The organism is Alcaligenes sp. SDU_A2, from assembly GCF_038237375.1.
In the GTDB taxonomy this organism is placed as follows: domain Bacteria; phylum Pseudomonadota; class Gammaproteobacteria; order Burkholderiales; family Burkholderiaceae_B; genus Alcaligenes.
In genome coordinates, this window is the sequence record NZ_CP151273.1 from 568828 (window position 1) to 589211 (window position 20384).

Genomic DNA, 20384 nt, shown 5'->3' on the forward strand with positions numbered 1-20384 from the left:
CATGGCGTGGCTGCCAGAAGCGGCTGTGTTACGCGGCTCTGCGCTGTCCGATGACACCGGTGGCCAGCAAGGTGCCTAGCAGCACCGTGGCCATGCCGGCCAGCATTTGCACGGTCAGAGTCTCGTCCAGCAGCAGCGTGCCCCACAGCACGCCGAAAGGCGGCACCAGAAAGGTAACGGTAATGGTCTTGGATGGCCCGACATTAGCCAGCAGACGATAGAAAATCAGGTAGGCGACGGCGGTACACAGCAAGGAAAGGGACAAGGCAGCGCCCCATGCGCCCAGGGATGGAGCCTGCTGCGGCCACCAGATCAGGGCCAGGGGAAGCAGTGCCAGGGCGGCAAAAGCCAGGCTACCCGCCGCGACGGCCTGGGGTTGGACGCCGCGCAGAAAACGGGCTGTGTAATTGGTGGCGATGCCGTAGAAAACGGTGGCAGCGACCGACGCCAGCACGGCCCAGCCTTGCGCGCCTTGGGTAAAAGACAGTTTGTCGTATACCAGGATCAGAATGCCCAGAAAGCCGACGCACAAACCCAGGATGCGGGTGGAGGACAGGCGCTCTTTTAGCCACATGCGCGCCACCAGCGCCCCGAACAGCGGTGCCATTGCATTGAGCACAGCCAGCAGGCCCGATTCGAGCCGCAGGGCGGCATAGGCGTACAGGGAAAAAGGAATGGCGGCGTTCAGGATGCCCAGCCCGCAAATGGGTTTCCAGTGTTGCACGACGATGTGCAGGCGGCCAGTCAGAAACAGGTATGTCATCAAGGCCAGGGCACTGGCCCCCACGCGCACGACCGTCAGTGGAAACGGGCCGAAGGCAGGTACCGCCTTGAGCGTGAACAAGAACGAACTGCCCCAGATGGCAGCCAGCAGGAATAGGTCGCGTAGGTCTTTGGGGGACATGACGGAAGCAGGTGGGCTGCGGTCCCCATGGGCCGCACGCCAGGCGATTGTAATCCTTGCTTGGTTTAGAAGGGAGCAGTCTGTTCGGTGCTGAAGGGGCAAAAAAAACCGGCACCCATGCTGGGTGCCGGCAGACTGACCCGGCGGGGAGCCGGGTGCAGGTGTCATCAGTCCACGCGTGCGCCGGATTTTTTCACGACTTCGCCCAGACGGGTGTATTCCTCTTTGACGAAAGCGGCCAGCTCCTCGCGGCTGGTAGGGGCGGTGTCGGCACCACGGGCTTTCAGGATTTCCACGGTCTTGGGATCGCTCATGGCTTTACGCACGGCTTCGTTCAGACGGTCCAGGGCCTGGGGCGGCGTGCCCTTGGGTGCCCAGATGGCATCCCAGGCAAAGAAGTCATAACCTGGCACGCCGGCCTCTTGCATGGTGGGGATGTCGGGGTGCGAGTCCAGGCGCTTGTTCATGGTGACGGCCAGCGGACGCAGCTTGCCGGCGGCGATCTGTCCGGACAGATTGGGCAGGACATCGATCAGCAGGTCCACGCGTCCGCCCAGCAGGTCCGTCATGGCGGCAGCACCGCCCTTGTAGGGAATGTGCAGGATCTTGACGCCCGTCATTTGCTTGAACAGTTCACAGGCCAGGTGCGAGGTCGTGCCGTTGCCGGCCGAGCCACAGGTCAGGCTGTCGGGGTTGGCCTTGCCGAAGGCGATCAGCTCCTGCACGGTTTTGTACTGGCTGTCGGGATTGACCACCATGGCGGCGGCAATCGTGGTCAGGCGGGAAATGGGTTCCAGATCGTCGTTCGAGTAGCCGGGATTGGAGTACAGCCAGTGGTTGATGGCACCGGTGCCGTTGGTGCCGTAGCCCAGCGTGTAGCCGTCGGGCTTGGCGCGGGCCACTTGGGATGTGCCGATGTTGCCGCCCGCGCCGGGACGATTTTCCACAATCATGGTCTGGCCCAACTGGCGGCCAATGGCATCGGTGGCGATGCGGGCGAGAGTATCGCCGCCGCCGCCGGCCGGGAAGGGCACGATGACGGTAATGGCGCGCTCCGGGTAGTCGGCGGCGTGTGCCGCACCGCTTGCGGCCAGGCCTGTCCCCAATACGGCGGTCAACGCCAGGCTGATGCTGGTCTTGATCATTTTATGTGTGAGCATGTCTGCTGCTCCCCCCTTTTTTGGATGATAAAAGTACTGCGTTAGAGATGCTTTTGACTGCGCTTGGCCAGCAGTGACCATTGGCCGTTCACGCGGTGGAAATGGTCTTGGCTGCGCAAAATGGTCTTGAGCTGCAGGGTGCCGTCCGGCCCCTGGTTGTCGTAGACTGTTACGTAGTAATGCGCCACGGCTTCGTCGTCCGTTTCGGCATGCAGATCAAAATTGCTGATCTGGTGACTGGTGATGCGCTCGGCCTTGCGGCCGGCCAGTGCCTGTGCAATGGCGTGCGGGCCTTGCAGGGCCTGCCCCTGACGATGCCAGACGGTGGCTTCGGTTACGCAGGCCAGCAGGCCCGGCGTGTCCGCGCTGTCCAGGCTCAGGTAAAAGCGGCTGGCCAGTTGCAGACAGGCGGTGTAGGCGGCGTGATGGTTCATGGCCATATTCCTTGTCAGGCCAGTGCCTGGGGCAGTTTGTTCAGGGCGATGGCGGGGTCGGCCAGCGCGCGTGGGTCGGCTTTTTCACGACGTTCCACCAATGCGCGGGCAGCGCGCCAGTCCCGGCCTGCATTGATGCCGACCACCCCTTGCAAGGCACCTTGCGCGTCCAGATAAAAGCGCAGGCGCCCGCCTTGCTTAACAGAACGCAGTACGGTGTCCTGGGCTTGATCGACATGGCCACAGATCTGGATGAAGCGGTCGTATTGCTGCGACCACACCAGCGGCGTGGGCAGGTAATGTACTTGCTGACCCAGGATGGCTTGCGCCACGGCCATGCCTTGATCCTGAGCGTTCTGCCAGGACTCCAGGCGCAAGGCGGGGCGCACTCCGTCAGCCGGACGCAAGGCCACATCGCCGGCGGCGTAGATGTGTGGGTCGGCACTGCGGCACTGTTCGTCTACGATCACGCCTTGTCGGCAGGGCAAGCCGGCCTGCTCGGCCAATTCGTCGTTGGCCAGCAGTCCGGCGGCCATGACGATGTGGGTGCAGGTCAGCGTGGAGCCGTCGGACAAGGTCGCCACGAAACCTGCTGCCTCGGGCTGCACCTGAGCGGCCGTCGTTTCCAGGCGTAGATTCACGCCTTGTTCTGTGTGTACGCTGGCCAGCTCGTCCGACATGGCGGCGCAGACGCTGCGTTGGCACAGGCGCGGGGCCGCTTCCAGTACGGTCACTTCATGCCCCAGTTGGCGAGCCGTCGCGGCCACTTCCAGTCCGATCCAGCCGCCGCCGATAATCAGCAGATGGCTGGGCTGGGACAGGGACTCTTTCAGACGTAGGGCGTCGTCCAGCGTGCGTAAGGTGAACATGCGCGGGTGCTGCGCCAGTTCGGGCAGCAATTGGCGGGCACGCCCGCCGGTGGCCAGAACCAGATGGTCGTAGGCCAGTTCGCTGCCGTCGTCCAGTGTTACGGTTTTGCGTTCGCGGTCTATGCGCAGGGCGCAGCGGCCCAGCAGAGCTTCGATATTGAGCGCCTGCATGGTCGCCGCGTCCAGCAAGGTCAGTTCGGCCACGCTCGTGCCCTGGCCCAGCAAAATGTCCTTGGACAGCGGCGGGCGCTCGTAAGGCGCGTGGCTTTCCTGACCCACCAGCACGATGCGGCCTGCAAAACCCTGGTCGCGCAGGGTGCGGGCGGCCCAGCCGCCTGCCTGACCCGCGCCCAGGATCAGCACCGTGCTCATGCGGCGTCTCCGGCGATGTAGATGGCCTCGCCGTCGATGCGGATGGCATAGGTTTTCAGATCCACGGTGCAGGGCGCGGTGCGCGCCTTGCCGGTGCGGATATCGAAGCAGCCCTGGTGCAGGGGGCATTCGATCAGGCCGTCCTCGATATAACCATCGGCCAGGCTGGCGTTGCCATGCGTGCAGCGGTCCTGCGTGGCGTGGATGGAGCCGTCCTCTAATTGATACAGGCATACCGCTTCGCCGTCCACCACCACACGCAGGGTATTGGTGTCGGGGGAAATGTCGCCGGTCTGGGCGGCCAGGGTCCAGGTCTGTTCGCTTGTCATAGTCCCATTGCCTCGCGGTAGTATTTGTAGAAAGCGCGGATCAGCACTTCGCTGACCATATAGTCGGTCGGCTCGGTATCGCGTCCGCCCATCTCCACCACGCTGACGCTGTCCGGGTAGCCGGAAATACCGGTGTGTACCTGCTTGAGCATTTCGCTGTCGTCCATGGACACGAAACCGGCCGGGCCGAGCAGATTGGCGTGCTTCAGACGCAGGCGGGTCATTTCCTCGTCGTCGTCCTCGTAACCGTAGTAGGTAAAGACCAGTTCGTGCGCATTGGGGCCGCGTGGAATCACGTGACGTGTCTTGAGCGAGTTGGCCTGGATGCCGAACTGCGCGGCCGGAAATACCCAGGCACCGCCCACGCGGCCTTCGTTAAATTCCTTGCGCGGCGTGACGGTTTCCGCGTCCAGAATGCGCAGGTCATCGCGAAAGCGTTCCATTTCCGCCGTGGCTTCGGATTTTTTCTTGCCTTCGTTGTGCGACACCATCACGCTGTGGGCACCGCCGCCGGTGGGGATGCACTCGGACTTGGAGTCCGCGCGCCACAGGCCAAAGGTAATGTAGAAGGTGTGCAGCAGCGTGGCGTGATAGGGGTCTTTCAGGTTTTCCAGGTACATCTTCCAGTTGCTGGGGATCAACTGGCGGCTGTAGCCCAGCAGCGTCAGCTTTTTGCCGGGCAGCATGTGGTCGATTTCGGCCAGCACGTCCGGGCCGCAGTATTCCTCGAAACTAGGCGCACTCTCGGAGAAGGTGGCCCAGATGGAGCCGCCCCGGTTGACCGTGCGCAGGCGCTTGATGCCCCATTTCTTGGGATCGAAGTCCTTGGGCATGCCACCCTTGCCCAATGCGCCGCGACGGAAAGGCACGCCTTGCAGGTTGCCGTTCAGGTCGTAGTTCCACTGGTGGTAGGGGCAGGTAAAGTCGCTGACCTTGCCGGTGTTTTCCCAACAGATCTGCGCGCCTTTGTGGGCGCAGCGGTTTTCGATGACGTTGATCTGGCCGTCCTCGTTGCGCACCATCACGACGGGGCGGTCGCCGATCCACTGGCGCTTGAAGCTGCCCACCTCGGGCACTTCGCATTCCAGGCCGACGTAGTTCCAGGTGTCGCCGGCAAAGAACACATCCATTTCTTTTTTATAGACAGCCGGATCGGTATAGACCCAGGCCGGGATGCGCGTGAAGCCTTCTTCGGGCCAGCGGCGGTTGATGACGATGGGGGCCTCGACCACGCGCGGCGCTTGTTCAGTGTGATTACAGCTCATTGTTTTCTCCTTGCCGGGCGTCAGACGGGGATGATCAGCGAATTGCGGATGCGGTAGTTGTCGTACACGCAGTCGCGGCGGCGCAGCAGAAAGCCGTCTTCGGTCTGCTCCAGGATGTCCTGGTACTGGCCCACCAGATTCACGGTGGGTTCCTGGTCGGACAGCGCTTCGGTGATCATGAAGTTGGCCTGGGCATGGATCAGGCCGTCTTCGATACGGTTGATGCGCACGCCGCTGATGAAGTGGCGCAGCGTGCGTGGCTCGAACATGGTGGTTTCGCGCAGGGCGGTGACGCGGTCGCGCAGCATGTTCTTGTTCATGCAATAGATCAGGCCCAGGGGCAGCCCGGCCTTGACGTTTTCCTGCGAGATCACGCGGTAGTGGCAGTCCTCGGTGAAGTAGTCCACCCAGCCCTCCAGATCGACATCGTCCAGGGTGTTGGCGTAGTCGTCGTAGAAGTCGCGGATCTGCATGCGCAGCGCGATGGAATCCAAAACTGTGGTCATATCGATAATCCTGTGAAGCGTAGGCGGCTTATTTGGCCGCGACAAACTGGGCGCGATTGCTTTCAAAGCCGGCCTGGCGGCCCAGCGTCAGAATCGGTTCCTTGATGCGTTCCTGCCAGATCAGCGATTCCATGGCGATTTGCAATGGGTGATCCTGTATGGTCAAGGCGGAGGTGGTCTGGTCGCCGGAGTGGTGCGAGTGCATGGCCCAGCCGGGGGCGGACAGAATCAGGTCGCCTTCCTTCCATTCCAGGCGTTCGCCGTTGACCTTGCTGTAGCCGTTGCCGCGCAGGTAGTAGTTCATGGCGGCCGAGCTGTGGCGGTGCGGAATGTGGTGATTGTTGGGCGGCGAACTGGAAATGGTCGCAAAAAAACTGTGCGTGGTGCCGATGCGGCGCTCGGTGGCCGGGTTGTACAGCACGAACAGGCGGCGGCCGTTGTAGCCGCGGTCGATGTCCTCTACGCTGGGCAGGTACTGGGACACTTTTTCCCAGGGCCAGTGCAAGGACTTGGATTCGATCACATCAATGTCGATCAGCCATTCGTAGCCCAGCAGCCAGGCACCGTTGTCGGTGATCTGCTCGCGCAGGGCCAGGTCGCGGGCGCGCGGGCCGTCCGAGCTGCCCGCCGTGGCGGCGGCCGTGGTGCCGGCGTCCGCGGGCGGGATGTCGCCCTCGAACTCTTCCACGTAGTGGATTTCCAGCTTTTCCAGCAACGGGGCGTTGGAGTAGGACAGGCGCACCCAGGGGGTCTGGGTGTCGTTGTAATAGCTGTGTACGGCCATGGAAGGCGTGTTCCACACATCGAACTTACCCACGCGGGTCTGCGCGCCGTCACAGACGGCCACGCCGCTGCCCGAGATACAGATCTCGACCATATTGGAGTTTTTGCGCAGGTTGAACGTGCGCTCGCCCGGGTTCAGGACGTTGATGGTCACGTCGATGCCGGGCGACAGGCCCAGGCCGGGTTGCCGGGATTGCGGATGCACGATCATGCTGGCGCGGCGGCCATTGTCGGGGCGGGCGATGTCCTGCAGACGGGCGATCTCCAGGTCAATCGATTCCTTGGGGATCACGATGGATGGCCACATGTTCTGTTCGCGGGGGGTGGCACCGCTGACATCCACGAAGGGGCTAGTTGTTTTTTCCATGGGAGTTCCTCTGGGCCGTGTCGGCCGCACTGTATTTAATCGAGAAGCAGGTTCTGGCGTGTCTGGGCGGGCAGGGCGATGCCCAGTCCGCGCTCGAGCGCGCCTTGATACACGGTGGTGGCCATGGCCAGATCCGACAGGCCCATGCCCATGCCCTTGAACAGCGTCAGACGCGCGTTTTCGGGGCGGCCCAGGTTCTGGGCCAGGCGCTCGCTCAGGGAAGACACCTGATTCCAGCCAGCGGCATCGGTGCCCAGGCGCTCGCGTAGTTCGCGTGATCCGCGCAGAGCGTTGTCCTTGTCATCGACGACGATCAGGTCGGCGGATTGCACCACGGCCTGCTCCAGTTCGGCCTTGGCGGGCAGGATGGCACCCACTGCATTGATGTGCTGGCAGGACTGCATCAGAGCCGGCGTAATGAACGGGTCGGTCGCGCGGGTAATGCTGGTGACGATGCCGGCACCGTCCATCGCCTCTTCCAGGCTGGCGCAGTCGCGCAGCGCAAAGCTGTAGCGGGGGGCCAGCTTGGCGACAAACGCAGCGCGTTTTTCGGCGGTTGGGCTGTAGACGCGTACTTCGTCCAGTTCCTGCACGGCCGCCAGGGCCGCCAGTTGGGTCACGGCCTGGGGGCCGGTGCCGATCAGGGCGGCGATACGGGTGTCGCGGGGGGCCAGGGCGCGGGTCGCCACGCCGCTAATGGCGGCGGTGCGCATCATGCCCAGCGCGCGGGCTTCGATCAGGGCCTGCAGGCGACCGGTGTCGGCATCGAACAGGCTGAACATGGAGCCGCCGCCGCGCGGGGTATGTACCCAGGTCTTGAAGCCGCACTGACCGCCGTCGGTCATGACCGAACCGAGCGCGTGCATGGAGCAGCCGTCGCCCCAGGTGCCCAGCGCCTTGGGTACGTTCTTGACGGCTTGACGGCCTTGGGCGGCCAGCATGTCGGCCAGCGCGTTGATTGCGGCGGGCATATCCAGCACGGACACCACATCGCGCTCGGTCAGGTAGAGAACGCCATCTTGCTGCATGGAGATTCCTTGAATTAAGAGATTGTTTCGTCGGCCACGGTCGAGCGCAGCACGCCCAGGCCGGAGATGTCGATTTCCAGCACGTCGCCCGCTTTCATGAACAGCGGCGGGCTGCGGCGCAGGCCTATGCCTTCGGGCGTGCCGGTGGCGATGATGTCGCCCGCGCGCAGCGTGGTGAAGGTGCTGATGTAGGCGATCAGTGTCGGGATGGAAAAAATCAGGTCGGATACGGGAGCCGATTGCATGACGGCACCGTTCAGGCGCGTCTGCAGCGTCATGGCTTCGGGGGCACCGGCTTGGTCGGCGGTGACGATCCAGGGGCCTAATGATCCGCTGCGGTCGAAATTCTTGCCGGCAGTGACCTGGGCGGTGTGCTTTTGGAAGTCGCGCACGGAGTTCTCGCCCATGCAGGTGTAGCCGGCTACATGACCCATTGCCTTGTCGGCAGGGATGTGGCGGCCGCCCTGGCCGATGACCACGGCCAGCTCGCCTTCAAAGTCAAACTGCGTGGAACAGGCCGGCCGGATGATGTTTTGTTCGTGTCCTACAAAGGAGTCCAGATGACGCAGAAACAGGGACGGGTGGGAGGGCAGGTCGCGCCCGCCTTCCAGTGCGTGACGGCCGTAGTTCAGCCCCACGCACAGAATTTTGCTACAGGGCTCGGCGGGGGGCAGCCATTGCACTTCGTTTGCATGCAATGCGTGCTGACGGTTTTGCTCGGCAGCGGCGCGCAGCTCCGTGGGTGTCTGTGCCAAGCCCTGGGCCAGCGTGGGCCAGAGGGTGTCCAGCGCAATGATGCTGTCCTGGTTGACCAAGCCCCAGCGAATGGTTTCCCGATGCGAGAAGCGGGCTAGCTTCATAGTGTCTCCTGCAGTGTCTTGCATGCAAAAACAGATCAAAACCCTGTTTTTGATCAAATAATTAGTATTTAAATTTATTATTGCATGCAATTTTGATCTTTATCAAGTTTTTTGCATGCAATCTGTTGGGGGTGGGTCTGAGTTAAACTGTCGGCTCTGCAACCATTTTTGACCTGTTATGGCCGTTCAGACAGACCGTGTTATTTCCGCGCTTCGGGAAATCATCCTTTCCGGCGAGGTGCGTCCGGGTGAGCGCCTGACCGAGCTGCATTACGCAGCCCGTCTGGGCGTGTCGCGCACGCCGCTGCGTTTGGCCTTTGCAGAATTGGAAAAAGAAGGCCTGCTGGAACAGCTCCCTTCGCGGGGATTCCGGGTGCGCGTGTTCTCCATGGACAATATCGGCGAAGCCGTGGAGGTGCGCGGGGTGCTGGAAGGCATGGCGGCCCGTCTGCTTGCCGAAGCGGGCCTGACGGCTCAGACGCGGGCCGAGCTGGAAGCGGCGGTGCGGGCCGGGCGCAAGCTGGTGGACCAGGCATTGCATGCAGAAAGCCAGGCGGTGGATGCGCAGGCCTGGCGCAAGGTGAATCAGCATTTTCATGATGTGTTGGCCCAGGCGTGCGGCAATAGCGCCTTGTTGTCGGCTTTGGAACACAACAATAAAACGCCCTTTGTAGGGCCAGGCTCGATGGCGTTGGCAACGGTGCCTACGCGGTTGGCGACGTCGTTTGTGACCCGTGCCCAGGCTGACCACGAAGATGTGTTGCAGGCCCTGGTGCGTGGCGAAGCCAGCCGTGCCGAAGCCTTGATGCGCGAACACGCCTATCGCAGCCGCGACAACAAACGTCTGTTGATCCAGGAAATGCGTGATGCGCGCGAACACAAAGGCGATTCGCCCACTCTGGGACCGGCGGATCTGCTGGTCAACAGCATGAGTGCCTAAGGCGGGGCTGTTTATTTGCGCGCGGGTGTGCAGGCTTTGTGGCGATTGGACCTATGGCGGTGCGGACGGCACGCCAAGGACTAGGCGGTCACCAGTTCCAGGGCGCGCAGGGTGGCCTGGGTCAGCATCTGGCCGTGGCCTGCCTGCGGCAGAATGTGCAAGCGTGCGTCAAGGCCGCGATCGTGCAGTGTGCGCTGCAGGTGCTGCATGGCCGGCAGGGTGGGGATGCCGTTGCGTCGTCCTTCCGGGCCGGCGGCTTGTGCGCTGACCGGATACCAGAATTCGCCGGCACCGGCCAAAATGTCGATCGGGGCAGGGGATGCAATGCCGTCCAGCAAAGACCAGATTAACGGATCATGCCACCATAGCGAAGGGCTGGCACACAGATAGCGGTCCAGCGGCAGCGTGCCCTGGCTGAGTGCATACAGCACGAACAGCCCGGCGTAGGAGTGGCCGTAGAGACTTGTCGGGGACTGTACCAGACGAGGTTCCGCCTGCCTGCACAGGTTCAACGCCAGGCGTAGCTGCTCAAGCATGGCGGCTGCGCCGCCCGCTTGCCAGTGCGGTACGCGGGGATCGTGCCAGGGCTGGCCGTCGGGGGCAGGCGGGGTGTAGTCCAGCGCGCGGCAGCGTCTGATGTGCTCCGGATCGCCGTCATAGCCCAGCGCCAGCACGGCGCAGCGCTCCAGCGCCGGGTGGCCGCTTTGTTCCAGCAGCGGCAATGTCCACTGCCCATCCAGCAGACACAGCAGGGGCGGCTGCCCGCCCGATTCTGTGGGCAGCCGCAGTTGCACACGATGTTCGTGGCCACCCGCAGGGGGCAGTGTCAGCGTAATGACACGGCTCATGGCGTCGTGGCAGTGTCTTGCAGGTCGATCATGTAGGTGCCTTGCATGGGCACGGTCAGAAAGCGCTGGTTCACTTCTTGCAGTGTCTGCGCGGCCGATACACCCTGGAAGCGTTCTGGGTGAATCCAGCCTGCCAGTGCCTGAATAAAAATCATGTGCAACGGAGAGTCGTTGAACGCATGCCAGATGCCGTGGCTGTTGCCGCTGCGCACGGCCGGCAAGGCCTGCAGGCGGTTGCCGTCTATGATGGCCTGCAGGCTGGCGCGGGCCTGGGGGGCGTCTACACCGGTGCCGATGCGCAGGCCCGTGCTGGTGCGCTTGCCCGAACCGGTGCCGGTCGCCACGTAGACCACGGGCGCGCGCGCATTGATGTATTCGAAGTTCAGTTTGCCGGTGGAGCTTTTAAGAACGTCGGCACCGATATTGTGGCCGCCTGCGTACGAAATCATGTCATTGAAGGTGCCTGCGCCGGGCGAGTTGCAGCAGTCCGTGCTGCCGGCGTGGGCATGCACAAAGACGGGCGGACGCTGGTCTGCGGGCAGATCGGCCAGGCGCTGGGCGATGCCTTGCATGCGTTCCTGGTAAAAGGCGATGAACTGGTCCGTGCGTTCTGGCTGGCCGATGGCATAGCCCAGGGCGCGCAGGCTGGGTACGGTGTTCTCGAGTGGATTGACGAAAAAGTCGATGACCACCACCGGCACGTGGGCCGCGGTCAGGCGCTGGATCAAGGGCGAGTCGTTGGCGTCCTGGCCGGGTTTCAGGCCTGCGAAAGCGGCGGTCAGCACCACCAGATCGGGGCGCAGCGCCAACGTCTGTTCGACCGAGAAGGTGTCGGCGGTATGGCGTCCCACCACGGGTACCGAAGCCAGTTGCGGAAAGCGTGCCAGGTAGTTCTGGTATTCGTTGGCAAACGAGGTCTTGAATTCGTCGGACCAGCCCGCCACGATGCCGGCCGGGTCCGGATGCACCAGGGCCAGCACCGGAAAGTGGCGGGCCTGGGCCAGCACCACGCGCTTGGCCGGGCCGGGCAGTTGGACCTGGCGGCCCATGGCGTCGGTGACCTGAATGGCCTGGGCATGGACGGTCCAGGGGAGCAACAGAGACAGCGAAACAAGCAGCAGTCGCAGGATAGTCATGGGGACTCCGGGGTTACAGCACGGGCTCTTGCAGCCCGTCGATGATGATTTGCGGGGTGCCCAGCGAACAGCTTTCCACGCGGGCGCGCACGCCATAGGCCTGCGCCAGGGAATCGGGGGTGATGACTTCGCGCGGCACGCCTTGGCCCAGCAGCCCGCCGCCTTCTATCATCAGGGCGTAGTCGCTGTGGCGCAGGGCCACGTTCAGGTCGTGCAGCACGATCAGGGTTACCAGTTTGTTGTCGTGCGTTTCCTGGGCCAACAGGTCCATGACGTGGAATTGGTAGTTCAGGTCTAGCGCCGACAGCGGTTCGTCCAGCAGCAGCAATTTGGGTTTGCGGATCAGCGCCTGGGCCAGTCCGACCAGTTGCTTTTGGCCGCCCGAGAGTTGGTCCAGATAGTGCATGGACAAATGGGCAATGCCCAGGCGTTGCAGAATGCGCAGTATGTGTTCCTGGTCCACGTTGCGCGCCTGGCCGCCGGGGGCCGAGGCGTTGGCGGCCACCAGCACGGACTCGAACACGCGCAGATGGACCGAGGCCGGCAGGGACTGGGGCAGGTAAACCACTTTCTGGGCGCGTTGCTCGAAGCTGATGCCGTTCAGCTCCTGACCATCGAGCAGAATCCGGCCGGTCGTGGGCTTGAGCAGCCCGGCCAGGGATTTGAGCAGCGTGGATTTGCCGCTGCCGTTGGGGCCCAGCAGGGCCACCAGTTGGCCCGCTTGCAGGGGCTGAACGGTCAGGTCGGACAGAATGCAGCGTTTGCCGTAGGACAGGCTGAGATCGTGGACTTCGAGCATGGCTTACTTCATTTGGCGACGCAGCACGACGCCCAGGAAAAAGGGCACCCCGACCAGCGAGGTGACGATGCCGACCGGAATGATGATGCCCGGCACGATATTCTTGGAGGCGATCGAGGCCAGCGACAGGATGACCCCGCCTACCAATGCGCTGCCGGGCAGGTAGAAGCGGTGATCTTCGCCGAACAGCCGGCGGGCGATGTGCGGGGCGATCAGGCCGATAAAGCCGATGGTGCCCACAAAGGACACAGCTAGGGCGGCCAGCAGACTGATGCGGATGAGCGAGGTCAGGCGCAGACGCGAGACGTTGATCCCGAAGCTGGTTGCGCGGTCTTCGCCCAGGCGCAGGGCGGTCAGCTTCCAGGTGTCGCGCAGCGACAGGGGCAAAATGATGGCGAACAGTCCCAACATAATGCCGACCTTGGCCCAGGAGGAGCGCGACAGACTGCCCATGGTCCAGAACACCAGGCCTTGCAGCGCTTCGGCGCTGGCCACGAACTGCACCAGCGAGACCAATGCGTTGAAGGAAAATACCAGGGCGATGCCGAACAGCACCAGATTGGCCGTGCTCATGGCTCCCCAGCGGGCGACGGCATCGAGCAGCATGGCCGAAAGCAAGGCAAAGACGAAAGCGTTGGCGGCGATGGTCCAGGCTTGCGGCACGCCGGGCAGGGACAGGTCCAGCACAATCGCCAGTGAAGCACCAAAGGCCGCCGCCGAAGAAATGCCCAATGTGAAGGGGCTGGCCAGCGGATTGTTCAGGATGGTCTGCATTTCCGCGCCTGCCAGGCCCAGCGCCAGGCCGATGGCCATGGCCATCAGGGCATAGGGCAGGCGGATTTCCCAGACGATGACGCGCGTGGTGGGGTCGGACTGCTGGGGATTGAACAGGGCGTGGCTCAGTTCGGACAGGCTCAGGCCGGATGGGCCCAGCATGAAGTCGGCCACGATGGAGGCCATAATGATCAGGACCAGTGCGCCCACCAGCAGCCAGCGCCGCTTGAGGATGAGGTTATAGTCGGCCAGCGCCGTGGCCGAAACAGCAGATGTGGACATTCAGTGTCTAAATGAGAACCGTTTACGCAGAAAGAAAGTATAGTTCATCGGCCCCGCTTTGGCGTCATCACCGCGATTCTTTTATGCAGCTTGAACATCTGGACTACTGTTCCCCATTGGGACGACATTACCGTCTGACCCTGGCCGTACCCACTGGCGTGCCGCCGCAGGACGGCTGGCCGCTGGCCTGTGTGTTGGATCACGAGCCGTTTCAGGCGGTTTTGACGGCCTTGCAGCCATCGTTGCCGTGCGCCGTGCTGGGTGTGGCTTATGCCCGGCAAAACTGGCGCGATCTGGATTACACGCCCGGCGAGCCTGGCGAGGCGGGGCGCGCACAAGACTTTATGCTGTTGTTGCGCGATGTTTTCTTGCCCTGGGCACAGGCCCAGGCACCGCTGGATGCGGGACGGCGTCTGTTGTGCGGCCATTCACTGGGCGGCCTGCTGGCATTGACTTTGCTGTATCGCATGCCCGGCGTGTTCCAGAGCCTGGCGGTATCAAGTCCCTCGGTCTGGTGGGGCCAGGGTTATCTGGCGCGTCTGCTGGAACAGCCTTTGCCGCCGTTGGCGCTGGCCGTACCGGTCCGCATTACGGTGGGCGAGTATGAGCAGTGTCTGGGTCCGGCTGAACAGGCGTTGCCGCCCGAGCAGCAGGCGCAGCGGCTGGCGCGTCTGCGCGAGCGCCGCATGATCGATGGCGCACGCGAACTGGCGCAGGCTCTGGCTTGCCGACAGCGTGCGCCGTTGCGGTTTGGCCTGATTGCGCAGTGTACGCATAGCATGGCCGGACTGCGTGCTTTGCCGCAGGCGTGTCTGGACTGGGTACACGCCCCGCAGGGCGGTTTGTAGCTGACTGGGCGAGTGTGTTCAGAAGCCGCTTTCGCGTATGGCCAGCGCGCCCAGGTAGCGCAGCCAGTGGCCCGCGATGGAATGCGGCTCGCCCTGGATCACAACCTGGACCAACTGGCTGCGCGCCTGTGCGGGGGGCGTGTCCAGCGCCAGCGTGACCCGGTACAGTGCTTGTTGCACTTCCTGGCTCTGGTTGATGGTGCTGACCCGGATGCTGCCGCCGTGGGCGGCGTCCAGCATAGGGTCGGGCAAGGTGTGTGTGCGGGTCGAGTCTATGCTGAGTACGCGTGCGGCCAATGGCGCGCTGTGGGACGAGGTATAGACGCGTGCCGTATCACCTACTTGCAGGCGGCTCAGGTTTTCCTGGCGGGTATAGGCTTCGGCGATCCAGGCCGTCGGCTGGTAGACGATGCCCAGAGCCTGGTCTGGCTTGACCCAGACGCCGGGCTTCAGTTGCGGGTCCAGGTCGCTGATGACACCATCAAAGGGGGCCTTCAGTTCCAGGCGCTGCAGTTCCTCGTCCGTACCCAGGCTTTGGGCCTGTCCTTGCCGCAGGCGGCTGCTGAGTGCGGCGCGCCGCACCTGCTCTTCTTCTATCATGCCGCTGCGCTGCAGCTCGGCCCAAAGCGTGGCGTTGGAGGCGATGGCTTGCTGGCGCTGGGCCTGCATGTCGGGCGATACAAAGGTCGCCAGCACCTGGCCGCGTCGTACCAGACCGGCAGGCTGAATATGGCTTAACTGGGCTGGGAAGGGGGCATACAGGATCTGGCTGCTTTCGGCGCGTATCCAGCCGGGAGCGTCAATGGCGCGTTTCCAGGGCAGGCACAGAAACAGCACCAGCGCCGTCAGGATCAGCAGGCCACCGATGCGGCGTTGGCGTGGGATTTCTTGGCGGCGGGCGATCCAGACTTTGATTTCAGACCAGGCGGGCATCACAATAAACCAGGCGATTTCGACCAGGAACAGAAAGATTCCCAGTGCTTTGAAAAAATACAGATAGACGCTGACGGCGATACCCAGGAATACGGTAAAACGCACGAACCAGACGATGTAGGCGAATACGGTCAGAAAGCGCTGCATGGATGGTGACAGCGGCTCAGGTGCGGGTTCTTGCCAACCCAGCAAGGCATTGCGCAGACGCTGGCGGCCAAAGGCAAAGCTGCGTTGGTGCAGGTTGGGAAAGTCCAGCAGGTCCGACAGCAGAAAGTAGCCATCAAAACGCATGAAGGGGCTGGCGTTGATCGCTACGGTCAGAATCCAGGATGTGGTGGCCAGAAAGAAAAAGGCCGAGCGCACCGCGCCGTCGCTCGACAGGCTCCAGCCCAGCGTGGCCAGGCCGGCAATGGCCAGTTCCGTGGTGACGCCGGCCGCGACAATAGCCAGGCGCTGGCGGCGGTCGGTCAGTTTCCAGGATTCGGACGTATCCGTATACAGCATGGGAAAGAGCACCACGAAGGACACGCCCATGTGCGCGACGCGCACGCCGTAGCGGGTAGCGGTCAGGGCATGGCCCAGCTCATGCATGACCTTGGCAAAGGCCAGGGCGGTCATATAGGCCAGAATGCCTGCCGGCGTGAAGCTGTCCTGGAAGCTGACCAGAAAGACGTCCCATTGGCGCGATGCCAGCACAATGCCCCACAGAGACAGTCCCAGCACCAGCGCGGCGAACCAGCGCGTGTAGATAAAGCCTAGGTAGTGCAGCATGCGCTGCAGCAGCCGGTTCGGGCGTACCAGTGGCACGCGCACGAACAGGTAGTTGTGCAGCAGCCAGCGCAGGTCGCGCTTGCGCTGGCGGGCGGCGATGGTGCCCAGACGGGCGCTGGCCTCGGGCGAATCGGCGCGCAGCAGGCTGTTGTGTTCCAGAAACTTGACCAGGTCGTCCAGTGTCTCGGCGTCGGCATCCAGCGGTGTTTCCTGCTCCAGCTGTTCCAGCAGTGCCTGCGGATCGTGCTGCCAGCGGCGCAACAGCTCGAATTCCAGCCAGCCTATGCGAAAGAAGCGATTAGTGACCGGGTCCTGGATCATCCAGGCCGGGGAGCCGTCCGTGTTGCGGGCGGCGGCATGCAACTGCAAGTCCTGGCGCAGGGGCGGCAAGGTCTGGGCCCGCTCGGTCTGCGTGGGCGGCGGTGCATGCAGCGCGGGTTCAAGCAGCATCTACAGCCCGCTCCACTGGCGCATGGCGGCGACAGGGCGACGCAGCAGATAATAGATCAGGGGGACTTTGTCGCCGTAGACCTTGGCCGTGCCTTTCAGGCCGATACGGGCCTGCTCGCTGTCTTGCAGGCTGCCGCGCAGACTGTAGGATGCAATGCCGTCCGTGGAAAGCACGGATTGATAGCTGGTTTGTTCCAAGGTGGCGGCCAATGGCGAGAGCGGGGCCACGTCCAGGAAAACGCGTATATCCGCGCCGGGTTCCAGGGCGATGGCGTCGGCCACGGGCAGAAACAGACGCACACTGACGTCACGGGGGTCGGCCAATTGCATGACGCGCTCGCCGGTCACGACCGGTTTGCCTTGCCAATCGCTGGCATCGGTAAAGACGGCGACGCCGTCGCGTGGTGCCGTGACCTCGATGCGCTTCAATTGTTCTTGCACGGCCTGCAGTTCGGCGCGGCGTTCGGCGATACGGCCTTGCAGCACGGCGATCTCGCTGCTGGCTTTGGGGTCGGTAAAGGCGCGTTGCTGGGCCGACAACAGTTCGGCGGCGGCCACCTCCAGCGCACGGGCGGTAATCTCGCGCCGGTTGCGCAAGGTGGTGTCATCCAGCGAGTACAGCGGATCGCCGGCCTTGACCATCTGGTTGGGGGCCACATGAAAGGTCTGGATCACGCCATCGAGCGGCGAGGCAATGGCCGTGCCGTCCGAGGGGACGATTTCGGCTGGTGCCAGCGCGGACTGGCGAATGGGAATGGCCAGGATCAGCAGAACCAAGGCAAGGGCCAGCCAGCGCTTGCGACCCGTGGGTAGTCGCAGCCACGGTTTTCGATGGGTAGCTGGAGCCAGGGCCCATAAACAGTGGGACCAACTCAATTGCATGCGGGCAAATACTTGCAGCGCCGTCATCGGGGGCGGTTCATCCAACAGGAACAGAACGACGCCCAAGGAGCGGCCCTGATGAAACAGCGGCACCAGCACCAGATGGGGCGGCCACCATTCTTCCCAGCCGGCGATCAGTTCGGGCGTCAGCATGGGCAGTTCGGCCGGCGCGCCTTGGGCGGCGATCTGGTCAAAGTGCAGCACATGCAGGCGCTGGCCCAGGCCGGGGGCCAGGGCGCGCATCAGGCGGCGCGACCACACGGTAAAGGGACTGTCTTCCGGCAATGTGGCCAGGCCCGAGATGGCGCTGCACTGCGGCCCCAGCGGGCCGAATTGCCAAAGCTGGGCCTGGCGATACGGCCAGATCTGCCAGGTTTCGTTGACGATGGTGAAGGCCAGCTCGTGTACATCGGCGGTCTGGCGGCAGCGCTGTTCGCCGCCCAGCAGGGCGGCTTCAATCGAAACAGCAGAACTCATTGGGCGTCGGGGAAGTGGATCGTGCCGCTCATGCCGGCCAGCAGTTCGGGAAATTCGCCGTCCAGCAGGCCTTCGATTTCAATGGCTTGGGCGGCAGCGTCGATGCGCGCGCCCACCGCCGATACTTTGGCAGGATAGCGCTTGCCGGTCTCATCCACGGCAATCTCGAAGGAATTGCCCACGCGCAGTTGCGACAGCCATTTGGACGGAGCATTGACGCGGATTTTCAGCGGACCGTCGCTGATCAGGTCCACCAGCGGCGCGCCGGGGCTGACACCCTGAAACTGTTTGATGTGCAGACGAGCCACACGGCCGTCGAAAGGAGCCTTGATGGCGCAGAAGTCTGTCTGCACACGCGCCAGTTCGACCTGCCCGGCGTTCTTTTCCACATCGGCGGCAGCCAGATTGACCTCGACATCGCCTGCCGCGTCCAACGAGCGCAGGCGTGTCTTGGCCTGATGGTTTTCGCGGGCGGCGCGCAGTTCGGCGCGGGCAATGCGCGCTTTGGCCTGGCCTTCGGCGCAGTCAAAGCCCATCAGCAATTCGCCCTGTTTGAAGGCGCTGCCCAGGCTGACGGGCAAGGTCTTGATATTGCCGGCCATAGGGGCGACCAGCGTGGTTTCCTGGGCGGGCGAGATCAGCACGCGGACAGCATCGGCATTGTGGGTGTCCGCGGACTGGGCCAGGACGGCGGGAGCCAGGGCCAGGCCCAGGGCCGCGCCCAGCAGGCGCGCTCCCTGAGTCCATGCCATTCCCGTAGAGAAGGTGCGGGTCATGATGTCTTACTTGGAAACCGTGTTGGCGGAAACCGTGATGGCGTCGGTTTTGACGGTGGGAATGGGGGCTGGCGTGCCATTGGCAAAGACGCTGTCTTCCCACTGACCGGTGGTCTTGCCGATGGCCTGGGCCAGAGTGGCCACATCCAGGCTGGCGATCTCGTCCGGCAGGACATCCAGGCCAACGGAGTTGTACAGCCGGCCCCAGGCCGATTGCGCATTGGCGTAGCTGGAGTACTGCTGGTATTCGCTCAGCAACTGGCGTGCTTCGGCGCGGATCACTTCCAGTTCGGAGTCTACACGCGAGCTTTTAGCGGCACGCGCGTAGTTCAACAGGCGGTTATCCACGCGGGCGGATTCTTCGGCCAGTTTCAGGTCGGAGCGGGCCAGCGCGTAGCGCTGCGCGCCGATGCGCACCTGAGTCAGCACGGCCATGCCCAGCGCCATGCGGCGGAAGTCGTCCGTGCGGTTCTGCGCTTCATGGGCGCGTTTGAGGGTGGGCAGGCTGGCCAGTCGGAACAGGTTCCAGGACAGGCGCACGCCCGATTCGGTCCAGGAGTTGTTGTGCAGGTAGCGGTTGCTGTCGTACTGCACGTTCAGGAAATCCAACTGGATGCCGGGCAGGGCCAGCACCATAGCGGCTTTGATGTCATTGGCGGTCACGCGCTTGCGGTACCACTCTTCCATCAGCTCGGGGCGACGCTCCAGGGCGATGGTTTCCAGTTTTTCCAGGTCGTTCGGTACGGGCGGCAACTGGGGGATATGGCTTTCTGCCAGGGTGTACTGGGTGCCGGGCGGCAGGCTCAGCAGAGCCGACAGCTCGGCGCGCGCCAGTTCCAGTTCCTGACGGCGCAGCGACAGCAGGCCCACTGCATCGAGCAGGGCGCGTTGGTAGCCCAGGGCCACCGGCTGGGGCAGCAGTCCTTGTTTTTCTACGCGGCGGGATTGTTCCAGCGCCTCTTCCACGCGCAGGATCAGGGCATCGACGCGGGTAATCAGTTTCTGGGCACCCAGCGCGCGCCAGTAGGCGTTGCGGGTGTCCTGCAAGACGTTCTGGATGACCTTGCGCTCGCGCTCCTTGGCCATCAGGTACTGGTCGGCCTTTTGCTGTGCGCGGTAGTACGAAACGCCAAAGTCCAGCAGATTCCAGGAAATCTCCATGTTTGCCATGGTATGGCTGCGTTCCTGGGAGGTGGAGGGGGCCAGCGATTCTTCGCGGGTTTCGATATTGATGGAGCGACCGCCCGAGTCGTTATTACGGGTGGAGTAGCCGGCACCGACCAGCATGCGCGGCATCATGTCCCAGCGCGATACGTCCAGCAGGCCCTTGGCCAGGGCGTTTTCCATCAGCTTCAGACGATAGTCCAGGTTGTACTTCAGGGCGCGCGCGGCGGCTTCGTTAAAGCTCAAGGGGCCGGTAATGGGCTCTTGGTCGGCGTACATCTGTACCCGGTCGGCGGCGACACGTTCTTTGATTTCGTCCTCGGTAAATGGTGTGGGCGTAACCGTGGAACAACCCGCCAAAGCCAGTGTCAGCGTAGTCAGTGCGCCAATTTTTTTCAGTTTGCTCTGCATGAGTCTGTGTCGTCAG

The 20384-nt window shown here is 63.3% G+C and carries 20 protein-coding genes; 2 read left to right on the plus strand and 18 right to left on the minus strand.

What is annotated here, in order from left to right; all coding sequences use genetic code 11:
* Positions 1-28: 28 nt before the first annotated feature.
* The 10 genes from AADW57_RS02625 to AADW57_RS02670 form a co-directional block, all read right to left on the minus strand.
* Positions 29-904: a DMT family transporter gene (locus AADW57_RS02625; protein WP_341668506.1), complete on the minus strand. Its 876-nt coding sequence runs from the start codon at positions 902-904 to the stop codon at positions 29-31.
* 167 nt (positions 905-1071) lie between these two features.
* Positions 1072-2064 (minus strand): Bug family tripartite tricarboxylate transporter substrate binding protein, encoded by a 993-nt coding sequence (locus AADW57_RS02630; protein WP_341668507.1) that lies wholly within the window; start codon positions 2062-2064, stop codon positions 1072-1074.
* Between the two features lie 41 nt (positions 2065-2105).
* The gene (locus AADW57_RS02635) at positions 2106-2498 is read right to left on the minus strand and encodes a nuclear transport factor 2 family protein (protein ID WP_341668508.1); all 393 of its coding nucleotides are present in this window, start codon (positions 2496-2498) and stop codon (positions 2106-2108) included.
* 14 nt (positions 2499-2512) lie between these two features.
* Positions 2513-3739, minus strand: a complete 1227-nt coding sequence (locus AADW57_RS02640; RefSeq protein WP_341668509.1) for an NAD(P)/FAD-dependent oxidoreductase — start codon at positions 3737-3739, stop codon at positions 2513-2515.
* Positions 3736-4068 (minus strand): non-heme iron oxygenase ferredoxin subunit, encoded by a 333-nt coding sequence (locus tag AADW57_RS02645; protein WP_341668510.1) that lies wholly within the window; start codon positions 4066-4068, stop codon positions 3736-3738. The genes AADW57_RS02640 and AADW57_RS02645 overlap by 4 nt, the downstream gene beginning before the upstream one ends.
* Positions 4065-5333 carry an aromatic ring-hydroxylating dioxygenase subunit alpha gene (locus AADW57_RS02650; RefSeq protein ID WP_341668511.1) on the minus strand — a complete coding sequence of 423 codons (1269 nt, stop codon included), beginning with the start codon at positions 5331-5333 and terminating at the stop codon, positions 4065-4067. The genes AADW57_RS02645 and AADW57_RS02650 overlap by 4 nt, the downstream gene beginning before the upstream one ends.
* A 20-nt stretch (positions 5334-5353) precedes the next feature.
* Positions 5354-5839 carry an aromatic-ring-hydroxylating dioxygenase subunit beta gene (locus tag AADW57_RS02655; protein ID WP_341668512.1) on the minus strand — a complete coding sequence of 162 codons (486 nt, stop codon included), beginning with the start codon at positions 5837-5839 and terminating at the stop codon, positions 5354-5356.
* 28 nt (positions 5840-5867) lie between these two features.
* On the minus strand, positions 5868-6989 hold the full coding sequence (locus AADW57_RS02660) for a cupin domain-containing protein (protein WP_341668513.1): 1122 nt from the start codon (positions 6987-6989) through the stop codon (positions 5868-5870).
* A 35-nt stretch (positions 6990-7024) separates the two neighbouring features.
* A complete protein-coding gene (locus tag AADW57_RS02665) occupies positions 7025-8017 on the minus strand; it encodes an ornithine cyclodeaminase family protein (RefSeq protein WP_341668514.1) in 993 nt (330 codons plus the stop codon).
* A 14-nt stretch (positions 8018-8031) separates the two neighbouring features.
* Positions 8032-8877, minus strand: coding sequence for a fumarylacetoacetate hydrolase family protein (locus AADW57_RS02670; protein ID WP_341668515.1), 846 nt, complete (start codon positions 8875-8877; stop codon positions 8032-8034).
* A 178-nt stretch (positions 8878-9055) separates the two neighbouring features.
* On the opposite strand from AADW57_RS02670, the gene AADW57_RS02675 reads away from it, so the two are divergent.
* Positions 9056-9817 carry a GntR family transcriptional regulator gene (locus AADW57_RS02675; RefSeq protein ID WP_341668516.1) on the plus strand — a complete coding sequence of 254 codons (762 nt, stop codon included), beginning with the start codon at positions 9056-9058 and terminating at the stop codon, positions 9815-9817.
* An 80-nt stretch (positions 9818-9897) separates the two neighbouring features.
* On the opposite strand, the gene AADW57_RS02680 is transcribed toward AADW57_RS02675, so the two are convergent.
* Genes AADW57_RS02680 through AADW57_RS02695 form a run of 4 tightly spaced genes read right to left on the minus strand, consistent with a single transcriptional unit; the run spans position 9898 to position 13656 of the window.
* Positions 9898-10665, minus strand: coding sequence for an alpha/beta hydrolase (locus AADW57_RS02680; protein WP_341668517.1), 768 nt, complete (start codon positions 10663-10665; stop codon positions 9898-9900).
* Positions 10662-11801, minus strand: a complete 1140-nt coding sequence (locus AADW57_RS02685) for an ABC transporter substrate-binding protein (protein WP_341668518.1) — start codon at positions 11799-11801, stop codon at positions 10662-10664. The genes AADW57_RS02680 and AADW57_RS02685 overlap by 4 nt, the downstream gene beginning before the upstream one ends.
* Before the next feature lie 13 nt (positions 11802-11814).
* A complete protein-coding gene (locus AADW57_RS02690; RefSeq protein WP_341668519.1) occupies positions 11815-12600 on the minus strand; it encodes an ABC transporter ATP-binding protein in 786 nt (261 codons plus the stop codon).
* A 3-nt stretch (positions 12601-12603) separates the two neighbouring features.
* Positions 12604-13656 carry a FecCD family ABC transporter permease gene (locus tag AADW57_RS02695; RefSeq protein ID WP_341668520.1) on the minus strand — a complete coding sequence of 351 codons (1053 nt, stop codon included), beginning with the start codon at positions 13654-13656 and terminating at the stop codon, positions 12604-12606.
* Between the two features lie 83 nt (positions 13657-13739).
* Here AADW57_RS02695 and AADW57_RS02700 point away from each other — a divergent pair, with 83 nt between their 5' ends.
* Complete coding sequence (locus tag AADW57_RS02700; protein WP_341668521.1) at positions 13740-14504, plus strand: alpha/beta hydrolase; 765 nt, start codon at positions 13740-13742, stop codon at positions 14502-14504.
* Positions 14505-14522: 18 nt separating this feature from the next.
* Here the strand turns inward: AADW57_RS02700 and AADW57_RS02705 are convergent, their stop codons facing one another.
* The 4 genes from AADW57_RS02705 to AADW57_RS02720 are packed head-to-tail and all read right to left on the minus strand — an operon-like array spanning position 14523 to position 20368.
* Complete coding sequence (locus AADW57_RS02705) at positions 14523-16658, minus strand: HlyD family efflux transporter periplasmic adaptor subunit (RefSeq protein WP_341668522.1); 2136 nt, start codon at positions 16656-16658, stop codon at positions 14523-14525.
* On the minus strand, positions 16659-18017 hold the full coding sequence (locus tag AADW57_RS02710; RefSeq protein ID WP_341668523.1) for an efflux RND transporter periplasmic adaptor subunit: 1359 nt from the start codon (positions 18015-18017) through the stop codon (positions 16659-16661).
* Positions 18014-18793, minus strand: a complete 780-nt coding sequence (locus AADW57_RS02715; protein WP_341668524.1) for an efflux RND transporter periplasmic adaptor subunit — start codon at positions 18791-18793, stop codon at positions 18014-18016. The genes AADW57_RS02710 and AADW57_RS02715 overlap by 4 nt, the downstream gene beginning before the upstream one ends.
* A 6-nt stretch (positions 18794-18799) precedes the next feature.
* Positions 18800-20368, minus strand: a complete 1569-nt coding sequence (locus AADW57_RS02720; protein WP_341668525.1) for a TolC family protein — start codon at positions 20366-20368, stop codon at positions 18800-18802.
* Positions 20369-20384: the final 16 nt, after the last annotated feature.